Origin of the sequence: Streptomyces sp. NPDC001933, from assembly GCF_042890955.1 — a bacterium.
Lineage (GTDB): Bacteria > Actinomycetota > Actinomycetes > Streptomycetales > Streptomycetaceae > Streptomyces.
This window is the reverse complement of record NZ_JBIASS010000001.1, coordinates 416730-435752: the sequence shown is the minus strand read 5'-3', so window position 1 is coordinate 435752 and position 19023 is coordinate 416730. Positions and strand designations below refer to the sequence as shown.

Below are 19023 nucleotides of genomic sequence, written 5' to 3'. Positions count from 1 at the left end.
ATAAGGTGCGGTGGGTGACTCCTCTTCTCTCTGTGCCGGATGACGGTTCGACCCGGGAAGCCACCCGGTTCGGCGAACACACCATGACCTACGAGCGGTTGGCCGCTGCCTCCGCCGCGCTCGCCGCGCGCATCGCCGGTGCCGGGCGGGTCGCGGTCTGGGCCACCCCCACCCCCGAGACGGTGGTCGCCGTCGTGGCCGCGCTGCACGCCGGGGTGCCGGCGGTTCCGCTCAACCCGAAGACGGGGACGCGCGAACTCGCCCACATCGTGGCGGACAGCGAACCGGCCATGGTGCTGGCCGGGGCGGGCGACACGCTCCCGCCGGTGCTGGAGGCGCTGGACCGCATCGACGTCGACACGGCCGCCGGGGGCGCCCTCGCCACGCTCCCCGAGCCCTCCCCCGAGTCCCCCGCGCTGGTCGTCTACACCTCCGGCACCACCGGCCCGCCCAAGGGCGCGATCCTGCCCCGGCGGGCGATCGCCGCCTCGCTCGACGCGCTGGAGGACGCCTGGCAGTGGACCGGCGACGACGTGCTCGTGCACGCCCTTCCGCTGTTCCATGTGCACGGCCTGATCCTGGGCGTGCTCGGGCCGCTGCGCCGGGGCGGATCGGTGCGCCACCTGGGCAGGTTCTCCACCGAGGGGGTGGCCCGGGAGCTGTCGTCCGGCGGCACCATGCTCTTCGGCGTGCCGACGATGTACCACCGGCTGGCCGAGGCCCTCGACGGCCCCGGCGCGGAGGGTCTGGCAAAGGCGCTGGCCGGCGCCCGGCTGCTGGTGTCCGGGTCGGCCGCGCTGCCGGTGCACGACCACGAGCGGATCGCGGCGGCCACCGGCCGCCGGGTCATCGAGCGGTACGGCATGACGGAGACCCTGATGAACACCGGCGTCCGCGCCGACGGCGAGCCGCGCCCCGGAACGGTCGGCGCACCCCTGCTCGGCGTGGAGCTCCGCCTGGTCGAGGAGGACGGCACCGTCCTGTCCGGGGACGGCGGCCCCGACACCATCGGCGAGATCCAGGTGCGCGGCCCGAACCTCTTCACCGGCTATCTGAACCGCCCCGACGCCACGGCCGCCGCACTCACCGAGGACGGCTGGTTCCGCACCGGGGACATGGCCACCCGGGACGCCGACGGCTACGTACGGATCGTCGGGCGCAAGGCCACCGACCTGATCAAGAGCGGCGGTTACAAGATCGGCGCCGGGGAGATCGAGAACGCGCTGCTGGACCACCCCGGTGTCCGCGAGGCCGCCGTCACCGGTGAACCGGACCCGGACCTGGGCGAGCGGATCGTCGCCTGGGTGGTGCCTGCCGACCCGGCCGCGCCACCGTCCGAGCGGGAGCTCGCGGACCATGTGGCCGCCCAGCTGTCCCCGCACAAGCGCCCGCGCACGGTCCGCTACCTGGACGCGCTGCCCCGCAACGACCTCGGCAAGATCATGAAGCGGTCGCTCCATGGCTGACCGGATGGGCGCGCGGGCCGCGATCGCGGCCCTCACCACGGAGTTCGAGGAGCTCACCTCCGGCACCGGTGCTCCGCACAGCGCCGGGGACGGGCCGCTCTCCTGGGCCGGGTACGCGGAATCCCGGGCCCGTGCCGCCGCCCGGACCGGCGAGCAGGAGTCCGTCGTGCACGGCCTCGCCTCGCTCGGCGGCCGGCACTGCGTCCTGGTCTCGTTCGAGTTCGGCTTCCTGGGCGGTTCGCTGGGGCAGCGCACCGGGGACCGGCTGGTGGCCGCGTACGAGGCCGCCCGGAGGCGGGGACTGCCGCTGGTCTCGCTGATCGCGACGGGCGGCAGCCGGATGCAGGAGGGCATGGTCGCCCTGACCCAGCTCCAGCGGGTGGCCCGTGCCTCGGCACGGCTGCGGGCGGCGGGCCCCGCCCAGCTCGCGGTCCTGCGCGACCCGACGACGGGCGGCGGCTGGGCCACGCTGGGGGCGGGCGCCGATGTGATCCTCGCGCTGCCGGGCGCCCAGGTCGGGTTCGCCGGTTCCCGGGTACGGCCGCCGGACGCGGACCCCCACGCGTACACCGCCGAGGGCCAGCTGGCCGCGGGCCAGATCGACGCGGTCGTCCCGCCGGACGAGCTCCCGCAGACGGTGGCCCACTGGCTGCGGGCGCTGCACGCCCCGGACTCCCCCGCAGCGCCCGCCCCGGTGCCGGACGCCCTGTCCGCCACCGGCCTCCCGGTGACCGGCTGGGACGCGGTACGGCAGGCCCGCTCGGCCGCCAGGCCGCGCGCCGAGGCGTATCTGGACGCGTACTTCGACCACCGCCTCCCGCTCGTCGGCGACCGGTGCGGCGGTACGGACCCGGGGCTGCTCTGCGGCTTCGGGCGGCGCGAGGGCCGTTCGATCGCGTACGTGGCCCAGTGCGGCACCGCGACCCTCCCGGCCGGTTACCGCACGGCGGCACGGGCGATACGGCTGGCCGGCCGGCTCGGCGTCCCGGTGCTCACCCTGATCGACACCCCGGGCGCAGCCAACGACGCGGCGGCGGAGCGGGCGGGCGCGGGCGCCGCCATCGCCGACGCCTTCACGGCGATGGCCGAGGCCACGGTCCCCGTCACCACGCTGGTGATCGGAGAGGGCGGTTCGGGCGGCGCGCTGGCGCTCGCGGCACCGGAGAACACCCATGTCACCCGGGACAGCTACTTCTCGGTCATCGCCCCGGAACTGGCCGCGGCGATCCTGAAGCGCGCCCCGGACGAGGTGCGTGCCACGGCCGACCAGCTGCGGCTGCGCCCCCAGGACCTGGTGGAGCTGGGCTTCGCCCGCTCGGTGGTGGGGCCGCCCCGGGAATGAGGCGGGGGCGGGTCAGGGCTGCGGGTTGTGCGCGTCGTACCGGAGGGCGTGGACTGGTCAGGGCTGCGGGTTCTGCGCGTCGTACCGGGCGAACCCGCGCCACCGCAGCCCCAGCAGGGTCACCGCGACGACACAGGCGATCCCGCCCCCGGTCACCGCCAGGCCGGGCGAGGCGAGGTCGGCGACCGATCCCGCCACGAAGTCGCCGAGCCTCGGTCCGCCCGCCACGACGACGATGAACACGCCTTGGAGCCGTCCTCGCATCTCGTCCGGCACGGCCGCCTGGAGCATGGTGTTGCGGAAGACCATCGAGATGGTGTCCGCGCACCCGGCGAGCGCCAGGAAGACCAGCCCGAGCCAGAGCTGCCGGGTCAGACCGAAGACCGCGATGGCGGTGCCCCAGCAGGCGACGGCGACCAGCACGGCGAGACCGTGGCGCCGGACGCGCCCCAGCCAGCCGGAGAACACCCCGCCGAGCAGTGCCCCGAGCGCCGGGGCGGCGACCAGCAGTCCGGTGGTCTTCGCGTCACCGCCGTACCAGAGGACGGCGACGACGGGGAAGAGCGCCCGGGGGTGGGCCAGCACCATGGCGCACAGATCGGTGAAGAAGGTCATCCGGAGATTGGGCCTGGTCCCGAGGAAGCGCAGCCCGTCCGCGACGGACGCCCGCTTGTCCCCCGCGCCCTCCTCCCGCTCCGGCAGCATGGCGGGCAGCCGCCACATCGCGTAGAGCGAGGCGGTGAAGGTGACGGCGTCGACGGTGTACGCGGCCCGGTAGCCCCACCAGCCGACGACGAGCCCGCCGAGCATCGGCCCGACCAGCATGCCGGTGGTGCTGGTCATCGAGGTGAGGGCGTTGGCGGCGGGCAGCTGCTCGGCCGGCAGCAGCCGGGCGATCATCGAGCTGCGGGCCGGTGAGTTGACCGCGAAGCAGGCCGCCTGGAGGCAGACGACCGCGTACAGCAGGCCCACCTGCTCCACGCCCGCGACGGCGATGACGACCAGGGCGACCGAGAGCAGGAACGACCCGGCGGAGCTGGCCAGGCCGAGCTTTCGCCGGTCGATGGTGTCGGCGACGGCACCGCCGTACAGCCCGAAGACGACCAGCGGCAGGAACGAGCAGAACCCGATCAGCCCGACCGAGAAGGCGGACCCGGTGATGTCGTAGACCTGGAGCGACACGGCGAGCGACGTCATCCCCTGCCCGATCCAGGAGACCGTGTTCCCGAACCAGAGCCGCCGGTAGTCGGGGGAGGTCCGCAGCGGCGTCAGATCGGCGAGTATTCGGGTGCGGGGAGCGGGTCCTTCGGTCGTTTCGGTCACAGCGGATGGTAACCACCGGCAGTTCTCCGGCGGTCCGGTCGCCGTCGGGAACCGGCCGCCCCGGCAGCGCCGTAACGGCTCCGTGGCGCCGCCCGGCTATCTCCAGTGGATCCCTGACGGCCGGGCGGACTTGTAGACGGTTCCGTTGTGCGGCCGGGAGCGGCGCTCGAAGAGCGTGGCGTACAGGCCGCTCCGGCCGAGAAGTTGGGTGTGCGTGCCGGATTCCACCAGGCGCCCCTCGTCCAGTACGAGGATGCGGTCGGCGTCCGCGGCCAGGGCCAGGTCATGGGTGATCACGATGGTGGTGCGGCCGCGGGCCAGCCGCCGCAGGGGCTCCAGGATGCGTTCCGCGGCCAGCCGGTCGAGGCCGGTGGTGGGCTCGTCGAGGAGGAGCACGGGGGCGTCGCGCAGCATGGCGCGGGCGATGGCGATGCGCTGCAACTGGCCGCCGGAGAGCCGGGAGGTGCCGGTGGATATGACGGTGTCATATCCATCCGGCAGAACCTCGATGAACGCGTGGGCGTCGGCCGCCCGCGCGGCCCGCTCGACATCCTCGTGGCTCGCGTCGGGGCGTCCGCAGCCGATGTTCTCCTCGATGGTGTCGTGCAGGACGAGCGTGTCCTGCGGCAGCAGCGTGATGTTCCGGCGGAGATAGGTCAGCGGCATCCGGTCCACGGAGACGCCGTCCAGCAGGACGCTGCCGGCGCCCGGGTCGTAGAACCTGAGCAGCAGCGCGGCCAGCGTCGACTTGCCCGCGCCGCTGGGGCCGGTGATGACCAGCAGTTCCCCGGGACTCGCGGTGAACGAGAGGTCCCTGAGCACCGTCTCGTCGCTGCCGGGGTAGTGGAAGAAGACCTGACGCGCCTCCACCTCGCCGAGCGCCCGGCTGCGCTCCGGCACCGGCACCGAGTCGCCCGGGTCGGTGACGGAGGGCTCGGCGTCGAGGATTTCCAGCAGTCGTTCGGCACCCGCGGTCGCGGCGGTGGCCGTCAGACCGAGCTGGCCCAGCGAACGGATCGGCGGGTAGAGGTAGCCGATGAAGGCGGCGAAGGCCAGCAGTTCTCCGAGGGTCATCCGGCCGGCCGAGATCTCCCACGCCCCCAGCCCGATGATGGTGAGGACGCACAGCGTTTCGAGGACTTCGATGAACTGCTCGTAGAACTCCGTGAGGCGGACGGCCTTCACCGCTGTCCTCAACCGGAGCCGCGCCTTGCTGCTGAGCCGGTCCTCCTCGTCCTGCTGCCTGTTGTACGCCTGGGTCATGACGACGTTGACCAGGGTCTCCTCGACCACGGCGGTGATGGCACCGTCCGCCGCCCGGCCGCGCCGGGACACCGCGCGCAGGGGCTTGGCGAACCCGCGGGTGACGAGCAGCAGGATCGGAACCATGACGAAGGTGGCGAGGGCCAGGTCCCAGCGCAGCAGCAGGGCCGCACCGGCGTAGAAGACGGTGCCGAACAGCGCCGACGACGCCCCGACGATGCCGGAGACCACGAGCGCCTCGATGGCCTCCACGTCGCCCGTCAGCCGCTCCACCAGGTCGCCGCGGCGATTGCGCTGGAAGAAGTGCGGCGGGAGCTTCTGGATATGGCCGAAGACGCGGGCCCGCAGCCGCAGCACGAAGCGTTCGGCGGTCCAGACCGCGAGCGAACTGCCCAGGTACCCCACCACGGCACCGGCCACCGCCACGGCGAGCCACTGAGCGGCAGGTTTCCAGAAGGCGCTGACATTGCCGGTCTGCAGTGCGGTGTCGGTGAGTTTGGCGAACAGCAGGACGGTGATGGTCTCGGCGAGGGCGGCCAGGACCGCACACAGGAAGATGATGACGAGCCAGCGCCGATCGCCTCTGGTCAGAGGCCAGAAGCGCCGGAAGGACGCCATGATGCTGACGGGGTCGGTGCGGATCGGAACATCCGTCACCGGGTCCTCGGGCGGCTCCTCGTCACGGGCGGAACGCTGGAGCGGGCTGTGAAAGCGCATGGGCATCACATCGCAGAGGTGCTCGGGCCTATGGGCCGTAGCCATGGAAACAGGTCCCCACACGACGAGGCGGACCCGCGCGCTGCGCGAGCCTGCCTCGAGTTGGTGTCAGGGATCGGGAGTGAAGAGTGTCAGCAACCCCAGCCTCCACCACGGCCGTAGCCGTAGTAGCCGCCGAACCCGCGTCCGCCGTAACCACGGCCGCCGTAACCACGGCCGCCGTAACCACGGCCGCCGTACCCGCCACGACCGCCGTATCCGCCACGGCCACCGTATCCGCCGCGACCGCCGTCCCTGTGGTCGAAGATGCTACGAACCTTCATCTTCGCCTCCTCTGGAGGAGTTCACTGTGCCGCTCCTTGCTCCTGCAGCGGCACTTTCGACACTACGTCCGACCCCTGCGACCAACAAGTCGTAGAAGCCGTAATCAAGGATTAAAAGTGACGAAATACCCTAATCCTTCGGAGCGTTGCCACAGGTGACTCTCCGGGCATGAAGCACAGGCGGGGACGCGCAGGCAGGGGCGAACAGCCCCCGTCGAGGGCCCCGACACCTAAGGGCCGTCCCGTACGTACACGCAGGCCACAACGCTCCTGCCGGAACATCGACGGCGGAGCGGGCAGGACTCGGCACCATCGGATCACCTCCGCATCACAGTGGGCTTCAGAAGCCAGGACGGACCCCTGCACACCACACACAGTTACGCTCCGTAACCATGTGTGGTGTGCAGGCCGGTCCGGCGCCCGGTCCGGCCGACAGGGCGGGGCCGGACCCCGTGGACACGGGCCCCGCCCGAACGGGGATGGGCGATTCGCCGGGAAGGCTCCCTGTGCGGCACGCCGATGCCGCGGTGACAGCGATCCGACCGAATCGCGAACGAACGGCTCAGCTGCCACCGAAGCTCCGCCGGAACAAGCCGAGTTGCGGGGACAATTGCGCCAACTGAGCCTCGACGGAGCTGCAGCGCCTTCCCGGGACGCCGAAGACCCCGTAGTCGGCGAATCGTTTGATCACGCGGGTATCGTGGCGCGCGATTCGGCTGTCTATCAGTACACGGGGTGTGGATCATGTCGTTCGAAGAGGAATGGGGCGCGCTGAAGGCCTCCGCCGCGATGAGGCTGAACACGGCCGGTGGGAACGGCGGTTCCGGGCCCGCGAAGGGGTCGGCCGACTACGTGGTCTCGGACGATGAGCTGGGGGACATAGGCCACGCGGCATTCGACCTGTTCAACGGCCTCGAGGCGACCGGCAAGCACGCGAAGGCGGCGAGCGAGACCGCCGGTACGGGCCTCAAGGGCGACGGGTTCGACACCGGTGCGGCGTTCACCGAAGTGATCGGGACCTGGGAGACGCAGGTGAAGACCCTCCTTCAGGCGTGCGCCCATATCTCCAACCACCTCGACTACACGAAGGCCTCGAAAAAGGCCGACGACGAGTGGGTCGAGACGCAGTTGCGCATCGTCGGTCCCGTCGCCCCGGGAGCGGACGCGGCCGTTCCCGCCTCGCAGATCAGCAAGTACTTCCAGTAAGGAGCAGCCACCATGCCCACCTTCGAGCAGCTCCTCAATGCCAGGCTCGGCCCGCTCGACACCGCGGTGACCCAGTGGACCGAGATGATCGGCAAGCTGACCTCGCCCCTCCAGACCAACGCGTCGGCCATGAAGACCAAGGCCGACAAGTCCAGCTGGAAGGGTGAGAACGCCACCGTCACCAAGGAGTTCGTCACCAAGACCGCCAAGGAATTCGGTGACGCCATCACCGAGGCCGAGTCCGTACGTGACCTCCTCAAGGACGCCCACACTCTTTTCAAGTCGGCCCAGGACGACCTCAAGCGGACGTACGAGAACCCTCCGCCGGGTATCACCATCTACCCCGACGGCGTCCTCAGCCATCGTGTACATCCCGACCGCCGGTCCAAGGACAGCACCGAACCCATAGCCACCGAGGCACAGTTCGAGGCGCTGCGCGGCAAGATCGACGGCATCCTGAAACGCGCGAACGAAGCCGATGAGCTCTGCGCCTGGGGTCTGCGGGCACTGATCCGAAACCACCCCAACGACTTCGGCAGCACCGACCTCGGTGGTGTCGCCGACGCCAAGAAGATGCGCGCCGAGGAGAAGCAGCAGGCGGAGAACGGCCGCGAGGCCGCCAAGCTCTACGCCCGTTGGGAGCACCTCGACGACAAGGAGCGCGAGCGGCTCCTCACGCTCGCCGAGAACGGCAAGGACTCGCCCGCCTTCTCCGAGCAGCTGATGAAGAACCTCAGCTACCGGGGCCGCGACCAGCAGGACGCCGTGCTGCTGCTCGCCAACTCCCTGGAGACGGGCGGCCTCGACGGCCAGCTCTCCAGCACCGACGCCCGCCTCTACAAGGCACTGTCCGGCTCCCTTGCAACCGCCACCGGACCCGACTCCTCGATCGGTACCCCCGGTGGTGTCACCTCGGCCTGGACCGACAAGCTCATCGCCACGGCCCGCGACGGCAACGGCCTCCCCGCACGCCACCCCGGGGCCATCGGGGGCGGCGCCGCGACCCTGAAGGACCTCACGGACCTGATGGCCGCCGACGCCGGCGACAAGGCGTACGACCCGAAGGACGAGAAGGCCTCCCCGTACGACAAGGACAAGGGCGACCCGGTCTACAGCGAGGCCTTCCTGACCGAGGTCGGCGACTCCATTCGCGACTGGGAGACGAACAACGACGACGCCTACGACGGCGTCATGAAGAACTGGCAGGGCACGCAGGAGGACCCGATGAAGGGCCTGCTGAACGCCATGAGCCGCAACCCGTCCGCCTCCACCCACTACTTCGACCCGAACACCACGGACAACCTCAAGTACTTCCTGGAGGACCGGGACTGGCCGGGCGGCGACGTCCAGGACAAGATGCCCGACGACCTGCAGCAGACCTCGGCCCGCACCGAGTTCGGCGCCGCTCTGGAGGCCGCGGCCACCGGCCGCGAGCCGGGCAGCCCGCTGCACGGCGCCGGCGCCCACCACGACGGTGCGGAGACCGCGATCTTCGAGCGGATCGTCAAGGAGTACAGCGGCGAGGACGCGCCGAAGAACCAGAGCTCCGTGCCTCTGCCCATGCGCACGAGCATGGGCAACATGATCGGGGACTACGCCTCGGACGTGCACCAGATCCTCGGCAAGAACATGGACGGGCCCACCGACTACAACAGCCTTGAGATCGAGCGGGGCGACCTCCTGCGCATCATGCGCGGCGTCGCCGAGGACCCCAAGGCGTTCGGTGTCATGCACCACTCGCAGAGCGTGGTGATCGCCGAGGGGATGAACGAATACCCGGCGGACTCGTACCGCAAGGAGGACGAGGGGCTGCGCGCCTGGGTCAAGCAGTCCGCGTCGGTGCTCGGGCACCTCGACGGCGTGCGCGGCGACGTCATCTACGACCTCGGCCAGGCGGAGAAGGACACCAACGGCTGGAACAAGATGATGAACTACCACGTCATCGGCGCACCCCTGACGGCCATCCCCGTCGTCGGCGACGTGGTCCAGCGCTCGGTCGACGTGGGCACGGCCGCGTACATGAACGATCTCAACGCCAAGGTCGACGCGGACACCCGCAAGAACATGGTCGACCACTTCGAGAACGGCGAGAAGCAGATGGACGCCATGATGCGCGAGACGGCGATGAAGAAGGGCCTCACGAAGGAGGAGCTGGACGCGACCCCGGGCGAGTACGAGGACCATCTCCAGACGACTGCCGAGAACTGGTACCAGTACGGCATCGAGGACGCCCAGAAGAAGATGGGGCAGCCGTAGTCGTGAACAAGAAGTACCTGGTCCTGCCGGCCGTGCTCGTCGTCGCGGGAGCGGTCGTCGCGACGCTCGAACTCTGGCCGACGGAACTCAAGAAGCTGCGCGAGCAGAACTTGTGCCTGGGCATGCTGACGGAGCAGACCGCGGGCCTGCTCCAGGACGGCAAGGGAGGGGCCGTCCAGGTCGACGAGTTCATCCCGAAGAGCTCGGGATCCAAGACCGAGCCGGCGGACCCGGTCTTCTCCACCACCTGCTTCGTCAATCGGGAGACCGCCGGGGACAAGAGCAGCAAGCGGCTCCAGTACGCCCTGGACGTGAGGTCCGCCAATGCGCTGAACGACCCCCCGAAGGACGCCAGCCGCATCGGTGACGGCCTCACGGGCTGGGTGGGCCGGCGGCAGAGCGAGGTGCAGCTGCCGGACGGGTGCGCGAAGAAGATGAGGCGGCCCGACGCGCAGTACATCAGCGTCACCCTCAAGGTCTCACCGGTCGCAATCGTCGGACGGGACTGGAACTACGAGTCGCTGATGAAGGACTCGCGCACCGTGATCCTCGAAGCCGTGGAGAGCCTGACCGAGCAGTACGGCTGCGCCGCCTGACCGACGTCGGCTCGCCGGCCGCCGCTTCCCGCTGATCGGGTTCGTGAAACCCGATCAGCGGGGCCCCGGCGGGTACGAGGACCACCTCCGGGCCACCGCTCAGCAGTGGTACCAGAACGGCATGGGGGCGCCGACAAGTGAACGGGACAGTAACCGATGGACAAGAAGTGGCTGCCGCTGACCCTCGTGCTCGGCGTCACCGGAGCGGCCGTCGTGACGGCGAGCCTCTGGCCTGACGGCAACGAGAAGCCGCCGCTGCCGCAGACCCTGTGTCATGGCGCGCTCAGCCGGCAGACGGCGGAGCTGATCGACGACGGCAAGAGGGGCGAGGTCAGCGCGGAGGAGTGGGAAAGCCCGGGCAGGGGTGACCTCAAGGTGTTCAAGGGGTGCGGCGTCATGCGCGCCGACCCCGACAGCGACTACCGCCGAGGCCTCTTCAACCTGATCATCGCGGACGCCCGGCACGACTCCGGCCCCAGGAAGGACTCCGTCCCTCTCGGCCCCGGCTTCAAGGGCTGGGCACTCCCCGACCAGGCCGAGGCCACTCTGCCCGCCGGCTGTGCCGCCCGAATGGGCTCGCCCGCCCCGTACATGACCGTCAGGCTCATCGCTCCCTCGCAGGAGGAGAAGAAGGGCCTCGTCGACCGGGACACCGCGATCCGCAACAGCGCGACCGTGGTGCGGGAAGCCGCCACCAATCTCGTCAAGCGGTACGGCTGCGCCGCCTGACCGTCCAGCCCGCCCGCTGCCACGCCTCGCCGCGGCGGGTGGGCTGGGCGCGCGACGACTTACGCTCGCAGCACCTCTGTGCGGCGTCCGCTGCACGCGAAGCACCCTCACAAAAGTGCGTTCCCCCAGGTCAGAACGATTCTTCCCAAGGTTGTTCGGTGGGGCGGGTGGGACTCGAACCCACGGCCGACGGATTATGAGTCCGCTGCTCTAACCGGCTGAGCTACCGCCCCTTTTCGGCGTGGCGCGTACAAGTGTGCGCGCCGTCTGCCGCAGCATAGCCGGTCATACGATCTCTCGCTCCGGATGGTCGGCTTCGCGTGACCATGAAGACCGCACCGTCGGCCGTCCGGTTCCGGATGGAGCGAAGTACATGCGAAAGAGTCGCATGCGCCCCACACGCACCACGGTGGTGACCGTCGCCGGGCATACGAAAAAGGACCCCTCGGGGTCCTCTTCCGTTCCGCTCCCCCGACTGGACTCGAACCAGTAACCCTCCGGTTAACAGCCGAATGCTCTGCCAATTGAGCTACAGGGGATCGCGCTCCCCCGACTGGACTCGAACCAGTAACCTGCCGGTTAACAGCCGGCTGCTCTGCCAATTGAGCTACAGGGGATTGCTGCGTGTGCACCGAACCCTACCTACCTGGCTGCTGCCGGGCGGCGCTCGTTCGCTGCGACACATACATTAGCGCAAGCAGGGGGGTGCTTTGCCAATCGGTATCCCCCGGGGTGATCTCAGGTGCCCGCGGGTAGGCGGGCAGCACACGTCGCACTGAAGCTTCGCAGTGAGCAAGGAAGGGTGGCAGCCATGCGGTACCGGCTCACGTTCATCGCCGGACTGGCCCTCGGATACGTGATCGGGACACGGGCCGGACGCGAGCGCTACGAGCAGATGAAGAAGTCCGCACGCCAGTTCGCCCAGAACCCGGCCGTGCGCAATACCGCCGAGTCCGCGGCGCAGAGCGGCCGCGATCTGGCCGGCAAGGCGTACCACGCGGTGAGCGAGAAGGTCGGTGAGAAGGTCCCTGCCTCGGTGACCGACCGGGTGCGCTCGCTGCGGGACCGCGGCCGCAACGGCGAGGACGACTGGGGCACCAGCAACACCTAGGCCCTGGGGGCCAGGGGTCCGCGCAACCGGTACGGAAAAGGTCCGGCGGTGCGGCAGAATCTTGGGCATGGGGATAGTCGCCGGCTTGGACAGCTCTTCCGCCTTCACGCACATCGTCGTCTGCGATACGGACACGGGCGCAGTGCTGCGCCGGGGGTTCGCCGCACACCCCGTCGAGGCGAAGGCCACCGAGGTCGACCCGCAGGCCTGGCTGCTCTCGCTCGGCGAGGCCGCAGGCGGCGGGCTGCTCGAAGGGGTGCAGGCCATCGGCGTCTCCGCCCAGCAGCACGGCCTGGTGCCCCTGGACCACCAGGGCAATCTCGTACGCCCGGCGCTGCTCGGAAACGACAAGCGGGCGCAGGCCGCCGCCGCCGATCTGGTCGACGGGCTCGGCGGGCGGCAGGCCTGGGCCGAGGCGGTCGGGGCGGTGCCGCAGGCCGCGCAGCCGGTGGCGAAGCTGCGCTGGATGGCGCGGACCGAGCCGGAGGCGGCCCAGCGGGTGTCCGCGGTGCTCCAGCCGCACGACTGGCTGGTCTGGCAGCTGCTGGGGCGTCCGGCCCGGCGGACCACCGACCGGGGTGCCGCGTCCGGCACCGGCTACTGGTCCGCGGACACCGGTTCCTACCGGCCCGACCTGGTGGAGCTCGCGCTCGGGCACCAGGCGGCGCTGCCCGAGGTGCTCGGTCCCGCCGATGCGGCCGGGACGACGCCCGAGGGGCTGCTGATCTCCGCGGGGACCGGCGAGACGATGGCGGCGGCGTTCGGGCTCGGGGTCGGGGTCGGCGACGCGGTGGTCTCGCTGGGTGCGTCGGGCTCGGTCATGGCGGTGCACCACGAGGCGCTGTCCGATCCGGCCGGGATGATCACTTCTTTCGCGGACGCGACCGGGAAGCACCTGCCGGTGGTGCACACCTCCAACGCGGTGCGGGCACTGCGCGGGACCTCCGAGATGCTCGGCGTGGAGGGTCTCGACGAGCTCTCCGCGCTGGCGCTGAAGTCCACGCCGGGCGCGTCCGGGCTGGTGCTGCTGCCGTACCTGGAGGGCGAGCGGACGCCGCGGCTGCCGCACGCCGCGGGGACGCTCTGCGGGCTGCGGCGCGAGTCGATGAAGCCGGAACATCTGGCGCGGGCGGCGTTCGAGGGGATGCTGTGCTCGCTGGCCGACGCGCTCGACGTGCTGCGCGGCCGGGGCGTCGAGGTGCGGCGGGTGTTCCTGCTGGGGGCGGCGGCCGAACTGCCCGCCGTACAGGGGCTGGCGCCCGCGCTCTTCGGTACGCAGGTGGTCGTGCCGCAGCCCGCCGAGTACGCGGCGCTGGGCGCGGCCCGGCAGGCGGCCTGGGCGCTGGGGGTCTCGCAGGGGACGGCCGATCCGCTCACTCCCCCGGCCTGGCAGGGCGCCGCGGCGCAGGTGCTGGAGCCGGGCGAGGAACTGGCGGTCGGGCAGGCGGTGCGCCAGCAGTACGTGGCGACGCGGGACCAGATCCACCCGGGGGCGTTCGACTCCGCGAGCTGAGTCCGTACGTCTGCGCGACGGGCCGAGTACTCCGAGCGAGGTGAACCCCCTCCACTTGTGTACTCGGTCCGTTTTTTGACCTGGTCTTGAGTAAAACTGCTCGCGGTCACGGCCGTCGGTGCCGGAAAATGGGTCGACCCCTGCCTTCTGCCGACTCCGAGAGACACGCGTGCTCATAAAACTCCTGCGGGCCTATCTCGGTCCGTACAGAAAACCCATCCTGCTGCTGGTCCTCCTCCAACTGCTGCAGACCTGCGCCAGCCTCTACCTGCCCACGCTGAACGCCGACATCATCGACAACGGTGTCGTGCAGGGCGACACGGGCTACATCCTCGAATTCGGCGGCATCATGATCGCCGTCAGCATCGCCCAGGTGGTCTGCAACATGGGGGCCGTCTACTACGGCGCCCGTACCGCGTCCGCGCTCGGCCGCGACATCCGGGCGTCGGTCTTCGACCGGGTGCAGTCGTTCTCGGCCCGTGAGGTGGGGCGCTTCGGGGCGCCCTCGCTGATCACCCGTACGACCAATGACGTCCAGCAGGTCCAGATGCTGGTGCTGATGACGTTCACGCTGATGGTGTCGGCCCCGATCATGTGCGTCGGCGGCATCATCATGGCGCTCGGCCAGGACGTCCCGCTGTCCGCGGTGCTGCTCGCGGTGGTGCCGGTGCTCGGCATCGCGGTGAGCCTGATCGTGCGGCGGATGCGCCCGCTGTTCCGCACGATGCAGGAGCGGCTCGACACGGTGAACCGGGTGCTGCGCGAGCAGATCACCGGCAACCGCGTCATCCGCGCCTTCGTACGGGACGGCTACGAGGAGGAGCGGTTCCGCGGCTCCAACACCGAGCTGACGGATGTGGCGCTGTCCACGGGCCGGCTGATGGCGCTGATGTTCCCCACCGTGATGACGGTCGTGAACGTCTCGTCGATCGCGGTGATCTGGTTCGGTGCCCAGCGCATCGACAGCGGCGGCATGGAGATCGGCGCGCTGACCGCGTTCCTCGCCTATCTGATGCAGATCGTCATGTCGGTGATGATGGCCACCTTCATGTTCATGATGGTGCCGCGCGCCGAGGTCTGTGCCGAGCGCATCCAGGAGGTCCTGGAGACCGAGTCCAGCGTGGTCCCGCCCGTGAAGCCGGTCCGCAAGCTCCTCGCCCGCGGTCATCTGGAGGTGCGCGGCGCGGACTTCCGCTACCCGGGCGCCGAGGAGCCGGTGCTGCGGTCGGTGGATCTGGTGGCCCGCCCCGGCGAGACCACCGCGATCATCGGGTCGACGGGCAGCGGGAAGTCGACCCTGCTCGGTCTCGTACCGCGGCTGTTCGACGTGACGGACGGCCAGGTGCTGGTAGACGGCACGGATGTGCGGACGCTGGAGTCGGCGCTGCTGGCGAAGACCGTGGGTCTCGTTCCGCAGAAGCCGTATCTGTTCTCCGGGACGGTCGCGACGAACCTGCGGTACGGAAACCCGGACGCGACCGACGAGGAGCTGTGGCACGCGCTGGAGGTCGCGCAGGCAAAGGAGTTCGTCACGGCGCTGGAGCACGGTCTGGACGCGCCGATCTCGCAGGGCGGCACCAATGTGTCGGGCGGGCAGCGGCAGCGTCTGGCCATTGCCAGGACGCTGGTGCAGCGCCCGGAGATCTATCTCTTCGACGACTCGTTCTCGGCGCTCGACTACGCCACCGACGCCGCGCTGCGCGGGGCCCTCACCCAGGAGACGGCCGATGCGACCGTGGTGATCGTGGCGCAGCGGGTGTCCACCATCCGCGACGCGGACCGGATCCTGGTGCTGGACGAGGGCCGGGTGGTCGGCTCCGGCACCCATCACGAGCTGATGGACGGCAATGAAACGTACCGGGAGATCGTGCTCTCCCAGCTGACGGAAGCGGAGGCCGCGTAATGGCCGGGCCTGGCGGACGCATGATGGCGGGCGGGGCGCCGACCGACCGGTCCATGGACTTCAAGGGGTCCTCGAAGCGGCTGCTGAAGCGCTTCGCGGCGGAGAAGACCTCGCTCTACGTGATGCTGGTGGCCTGTGCGCTGAGCGTGGGCCTGTCGGTGGTCGGGCCGAAGATCCTCGGCCGAGCGACCGACCTGGTCTTCGCCGGGGTCGTCGGCCGGAAGATGCCGGAGGGGGCGACCAAGGAGCAGGCCATCGAGGGCCTGCGCGGGAGCAACAGCGGCCTGGCCGACATGCTCTCCAGGGTGGACTTCGTTCCCGGTCACGGTATCGACTTCGGCGCGGTGGGCGACGTACTGCTGGTGGCGCTGGCGGTCTATGTCGGCGCCGGTCTGCTGATGCTGGTGGCGACCCGGCTGTCGATCAGCATCATCAACCGGATCGTGTTCCAGCTGCGCGAGGACATCCAGACGAAGCTGTCGCGGCTGCCGCTGTCCTACTTCGACCGGGCCAAGCGCGGCGAGGTGCTCAGCCGGGCGACGAACGACATCGACAACATCTCGCAGACGATGCAGCAGACGATGGGCCAGCTCATCAACTCCCTGCTCACCATCGTCGGCGTGCTGATCATGATGTTCTGGGTCTCGCCGCTGCTGGCGCTGGTCGCGCTGGTGACGGTGCCGCTCTCGGCGTTCGTGGCGACGAAGGTCGGCAAGCGCTCGCAGCCGCAGTTCGTGCAGCAGTGGAAGGTGACGGGCAAGCTCAACGCCCACATCGAGGAGATGTACACCGGGCACACCCTGGTGAAGGTCTTCGGCCGGCAGGAGGAGTCCGCGCGGGACTTCGCCGAGCAGAACGAAGCGCTGTACGAGGCCGGTTTCAAGGCGCAGTTCAACAGCGGGATCATGCAGCCGCTGATGATGTTCGTCTCCAACCTGAACTATGTGCTGATCGCCGTCGTGGGTGGTCTGCGGGTCGCTTCGGGCGCGCTGTCGATCGGTGATGTGCAGGCGTTCATCCAGTACTCGCGGCAGTTCTCGATGCCGCTGACCCAGGTCGCCTCGATGGCGAACCTGGTGCAGTCGGGCGTCGCCTCGGCCGAGCGGATCTTCGAGCTGCTGGACGCCGAGGAGCAGGGCACCGACCCCGCGCCCGGCGAGCGGGAGCGCCCCGAGGAGCTGCGGGGCAGCGTCTCGCTGGAGAAGGTGTCGTTCCGTTACGACCCGGAGAAGCCGCTCATCGAGGATCTGTCGCTGAACGTCGAGCCGGGGCACACGGTCGCGATCGTCGGCCCGACCGGGGCCGGCAAGACCACGCTCGTCAATCTGCTGATGCGGTTCTACGAGGTGACGGGCGGCCGGATCACGCTGGACGGGGTCGACGTGACGAAGATGTCGCGCGACGAGCTGCGCCAGGGCATCGGCATGGTCCTCCAGGACACCTGGCTGTTCGGCGGTTCGATCGCGGACAACATCGCGTACGGCGCTTCGCGCGAGGTCACCCGGGAGGAGATCGAGGAGGCGGCGCGGGCGGCCCACGCCGACCGGTTCATCCGCACCCTGCCGGACGGTTACGACACGGTGATCGACGACGAGGGCTCCGGCGTCAGCGCGGGCGAGAAGCAGCTGATCACCATCGCGCGGGCGTTCCTGTCCGACCCGGTGATCCTGGTGCTCGACGAGGCGACGAGCTCCGTCGACACCCGTACCGAGGTGCTGATCCAGAAGGCGATGGCGCGGCTGGCCCACGGCCGTACGAGCTTCGTGATCGCGCACCGGCTCTCCACCATCCGGGACGCCGACATCATCCTGGTGATGGAGAACGGCTCGATCGTCGAACAGGGCACCCACGAGGAGCTGTTGGACGCCGAGGGCGCCTACGCACGGCTCTATTCGGCGCAGTTCGCGCAGGCGGTCGCCGAAGTCGACTAGGGACGCTGCCCGTTCGTACGTACGCGAGGGCCCGTACCGCTGTCCGGCGGTGCGGGCCCTCGCGGCGTCAGTCGAGGTAGCCGCGGAGCTGGTCGGCGAAGGCGTGGTCCCGCAGTTTGCTGAGGGTCTTGGACTCGATCTGGCGGATGCGTTCGCGGGTCACCCCGAAGATCCTGCCGATCTCCTCCAGGGTGCGGGGCCGTCCGTCGTCCAGCCCGTAGCGCAGCTGGACCACCTTCCGTTCGCGCTCGCCCAGGGTCGAGAGCACCGCTTCCAGGTGCTCGCGCAGCAGCAGGAACGCGGCGGACTCGACCGGGGACGCGGCGTCGCCGTCCTCGATCAGGTCGCCGAGGGCGACGTCCTCCTCCTCACCGACCGGGGCGTGCAGCGAGACGGGTTCCTGGGCGAGCCGCAGGACTTCACCGACCCGTTCCGGGGTGAGGTCGAGCTGGCCGGCGACCTCCTCCGCGGTCGGTTCGTAGCCGCGCTCCTGGAGCATCCGGCGCTGGACGCGTACGACCCGGTTGATCAGCTCGACGACATGGACCGGGACCCGTATGGTCCGCGCCTGGTCGGCGAGGGCGCGGGACATGGCCTGGCGGATCCACCAGGTCGCGTACGTGGAGAACTTGTAGCCCCGGGCGTAGTCGAACTTCTCGACGGCCCTGATCAGCCCGAGGTTGCCCTCCTGGACCAGGTCCAGCATGGTCAGCCCGCGGCCGACGTAGCGCTTGGCGACGGAGACGACGAGGCGGAGGTTGGCCTCGATGAGGCGGCGTTTGGCCATCCTCCCCATGACGACGAGGCGGTCCAGGTCGACGGCCAGCCGGGTGTCCGGGTCGGGGGCGCTCGCGAGCCGTTCCTCGGCGAAGAGCCCGGCCTCGACACGGCGGGCGAGCTCCACCTCGTCGGCGGCGCTGAGCAGGGGGATCCGGCCGATCTCCCGCAGGTACTGGCGGAAGAGGTCGGAGGACGGACCGGCGGCCTCCGGGCGGCTCCTCGGCCCGGACCGCTCCGGCGCCCTGGGCGGCTCCTCCATGAGCACTTCGGGCGGATCGGGCGGCTCGTTCGGTATCGGCGGCTCCACCGCGCCCTCCGGATGGTGCACGGCCCGGTTCTGCGCGGGGACGGCCGAGACGTGCTCGGTTTTGGTCAGGGTCCGGGTCTGCACGGGGGCGACCTCCAGGTGATCGCTGCCGGACCGCGGGGATGGAGGACCACCGTTCGATGGGCCGGCCGCGCTCCGATGTCTCAGGCACCGCACCCCAGTGTGGGGTAAGACACATCGCTGCCACGAGGGGCGTGCGGGGACTTTCTGAGTCCGGTCCGTGACCGGCCGGTTAC

The 19023-nt window shown here is 70.1% G+C and carries 14 protein-coding genes and 3 tRNA genes; 10 read left to right on the top strand and 7 right to left on the bottom strand.

What is annotated here, in order from left to right; genetic code table 11:
• Positions 1 to 5: 5 nt before the first annotated feature.
• Complete coding sequence (locus ACFYY7_RS01855) at positions 6 to 1466, top strand: acyl-CoA synthetase (protein WP_388655751.1); 1461 nt, start codon at positions 6 to 8, stop codon at positions 1464 to 1466.
• Positions 1459 to 2808, top strand: a complete 1350-nt coding sequence (locus tag ACFYY7_RS01850; protein WP_388655749.1) for a carboxyl transferase domain-containing protein — start codon at positions 1459 to 1461, stop codon at positions 2806 to 2808. The genes ACFYY7_RS01855 and ACFYY7_RS01850 overlap by 8 nt, the downstream gene beginning before the upstream one ends.
• A gap of 57 nt (positions 2809 to 2865) precedes the next feature.
• On the opposite strand, the gene ACFYY7_RS01845 is transcribed toward ACFYY7_RS01850, so the two are convergent.
• From ACFYY7_RS01845 to ACFYY7_RS01835, 3 genes are all read right to left on the bottom strand, one after another.
• Positions 2866 to 4131, bottom strand: coding sequence for an MFS transporter (locus ACFYY7_RS01845; RefSeq protein WP_388655747.1), 1266 nt, complete (start codon positions 4129 to 4131; stop codon positions 2866 to 2868).
• Between the two features lie 96 nt (positions 4132 to 4227).
• Complete coding sequence (locus ACFYY7_RS01840; RefSeq protein ID WP_388655746.1) at positions 4228 to 6111, bottom strand: ABC transporter ATP-binding protein; 1884 nt, start codon at positions 6109 to 6111, stop codon at positions 4228 to 4230.
• Between the two features lie 131 nt (positions 6112 to 6242).
• Complete coding sequence (locus ACFYY7_RS01835; protein WP_388655744.1) at positions 6243 to 6434, bottom strand: hypothetical protein; 192 nt, start codon at positions 6432 to 6434, stop codon at positions 6243 to 6245.
• Between the two features lie 744 nt (positions 6435 to 7178).
• Between ACFYY7_RS01835 and ACFYY7_RS01830 the strand changes: the two genes are divergently transcribed.
• From ACFYY7_RS01830 to ACFYY7_RS01815, 4 genes are all read left to right on the top strand, one after another.
• The gene (locus ACFYY7_RS01830) at positions 7179 to 7640 is read left to right on the top strand and encodes a hypothetical protein (RefSeq protein WP_388655742.1); all 462 of its coding nucleotides are present in this window, start codon (positions 7179 to 7181) and stop codon (positions 7638 to 7640) included.
• 12 nt (positions 7641 to 7652) lie between these two features.
• Positions 7653 to 9896 (top strand): DUF6571 family protein, encoded by a 2244-nt coding sequence (locus ACFYY7_RS01825; protein ID WP_388655740.1) that lies wholly within the window; start codon positions 7653 to 7655, stop codon positions 9894 to 9896.
• 2 nt (positions 9897 to 9898) lie between these two features.
• On the top strand, positions 9899 to 10492 hold the full coding sequence (locus ACFYY7_RS01820) for a hypothetical protein (protein ID WP_388655738.1): 594 nt from the start codon (positions 9899 to 9901) through the stop codon (positions 10490 to 10492).
• A gap of 156 nt (positions 10493 to 10648) precedes the next feature.
• Positions 10649 to 11221 carry a hypothetical protein gene (locus ACFYY7_RS01815; RefSeq protein WP_388655737.1) on the top strand — a complete coding sequence of 191 codons (573 nt, stop codon included), beginning with the start codon at positions 10649 to 10651 and terminating at the stop codon, positions 11219 to 11221.
• 159 nt (positions 11222 to 11380) lie between these two features.
• Here the strand turns inward: ACFYY7_RS01815 and ACFYY7_RS01810 are convergent.
• From ACFYY7_RS01810 to ACFYY7_RS01800, 3 genes are all read right to left on the bottom strand, one after another.
• Positions 11381 to 11454 (bottom strand) — tRNA-Ile (locus ACFYY7_RS01810).
• 233 nt (positions 11455 to 11687) lie between these two features.
• A tRNA-Asn gene (locus ACFYY7_RS01805) sits at positions 11688 to 11760 on the bottom strand.
• A 5-nt stretch (positions 11761 to 11765) separates the two neighbouring features.
• A tRNA-Asn gene (locus tag ACFYY7_RS01800) sits at positions 11766 to 11838 on the bottom strand.
• A gap of 194 nt (positions 11839 to 12032) precedes the next feature.
• On the opposite strand from ACFYY7_RS01800, the gene ACFYY7_RS01795 reads away from it, so the two are divergent.
• The 4 genes from ACFYY7_RS01795 to ACFYY7_RS01780 all read left to right on the top strand — a co-directional run bounded on the left by ACFYY7_RS01795 (position 12033) and on the right by ACFYY7_RS01780 (position 17679).
• Positions 12033 to 12332 carry a YtxH domain-containing protein gene (locus ACFYY7_RS01795; RefSeq protein WP_266733193.1) on the top strand — a complete coding sequence of 100 codons (300 nt, stop codon included), beginning with the start codon at positions 12033 to 12035 and terminating at the stop codon, positions 12330 to 12332.
• A gap of 67 nt (positions 12333 to 12399) precedes the next feature.
• Positions 12400 to 13845 (top strand): FGGY family carbohydrate kinase, encoded by a 1446-nt coding sequence (locus ACFYY7_RS01790; protein WP_388655736.1) that lies wholly within the window; start codon positions 12400 to 12402, stop codon positions 13843 to 13845.
• Positions 13846 to 14014: 169 nt separating this feature from the next.
• Positions 14015 to 15748, top strand: a complete 1734-nt coding sequence (locus ACFYY7_RS01785; protein WP_388655734.1) for an ABC transporter ATP-binding protein — start codon at positions 14015 to 14017, stop codon at positions 15746 to 15748.
• Entirely contained in the window at positions 15748 to 17679 is a 1932-nt protein-coding gene (locus ACFYY7_RS01780; RefSeq protein ID WP_388655732.1) for an ABC transporter ATP-binding protein, read from the top strand. The genes ACFYY7_RS01785 and ACFYY7_RS01780 overlap by 1 nt, the downstream gene beginning before the upstream one ends.
• 67 nt (positions 17680 to 17746) lie before the next feature.
• On the opposite strand, the gene ACFYY7_RS01775 is transcribed toward ACFYY7_RS01780, so the two are convergent.
• The gene (locus ACFYY7_RS01775) at positions 17747 to 18850 is read right to left on the bottom strand and encodes an RNA polymerase sigma factor (protein WP_388655730.1); all 1104 of its coding nucleotides are present in this window, start codon (positions 18848 to 18850) and stop codon (positions 17747 to 17749) included.
• Between the last annotated feature and the right edge of the window lie 173 nt (positions 18851 to 19023).

Excerpts from the sequence above, each read along its gene's own strand:
- ACFYY7_RS01840 (WP_388655746.1), bottom strand. The coding sequence starts at position 6,111 with ATGCGCTTTCACAGCCCGCTCCAGCGTTCCGCCCGTGACGAGGAGCCG.
- ACFYY7_RS01825 (WP_388655740.1), top strand. The coding sequence starts at position 7,653 with ATGCCCACCTTCGAGCAGCTCCTCAATGCCAGGCTCGGCCCGCTCGAC.
- ACFYY7_RS01815 (WP_388655737.1), top strand. The coding sequence starts at position 10,649 with ATGGACAAGAAGTGGCTGCCGCTGACCCTCGTGCTCGGCGTCACCGGA.
- ACFYY7_RS01780 (WP_388655732.1), top strand. The coding sequence starts at position 15,748 with ATGGCCGGGCCTGGCGGACGCATGATGGCGGGCGGGGCGCCGACCGAC.
- ACFYY7_RS01850 (WP_388655749.1), top strand. The coding sequence starts at position 1,459 with ATGGCTGACCGGATGGGCGCGCGGGCCGCGATCGCGGCCCTCACCACG.
- ACFYY7_RS01835 (WP_388655744.1), bottom strand. The coding sequence starts at position 6,434 with ATGAAGGTTCGTAGCATCTTCGACCACAGGGACGGCGGTCGCGGCGGA.
- ACFYY7_RS01830 (WP_388655742.1), top strand. The coding sequence starts at position 7,179 with ATGTCGTTCGAAGAGGAATGGGGCGCGCTGAAGGCCTCCGCCGCGATG.
- ACFYY7_RS01795 (WP_266733193.1), top strand. The coding sequence starts at position 12,033 with ATGCGGTACCGGCTCACGTTCATCGCCGGACTGGCCCTCGGATACGTG.
- ACFYY7_RS01790 (WP_388655736.1), top strand. The coding sequence starts at position 12,400 with ATGGGGATAGTCGCCGGCTTGGACAGCTCTTCCGCCTTCACGCACATC.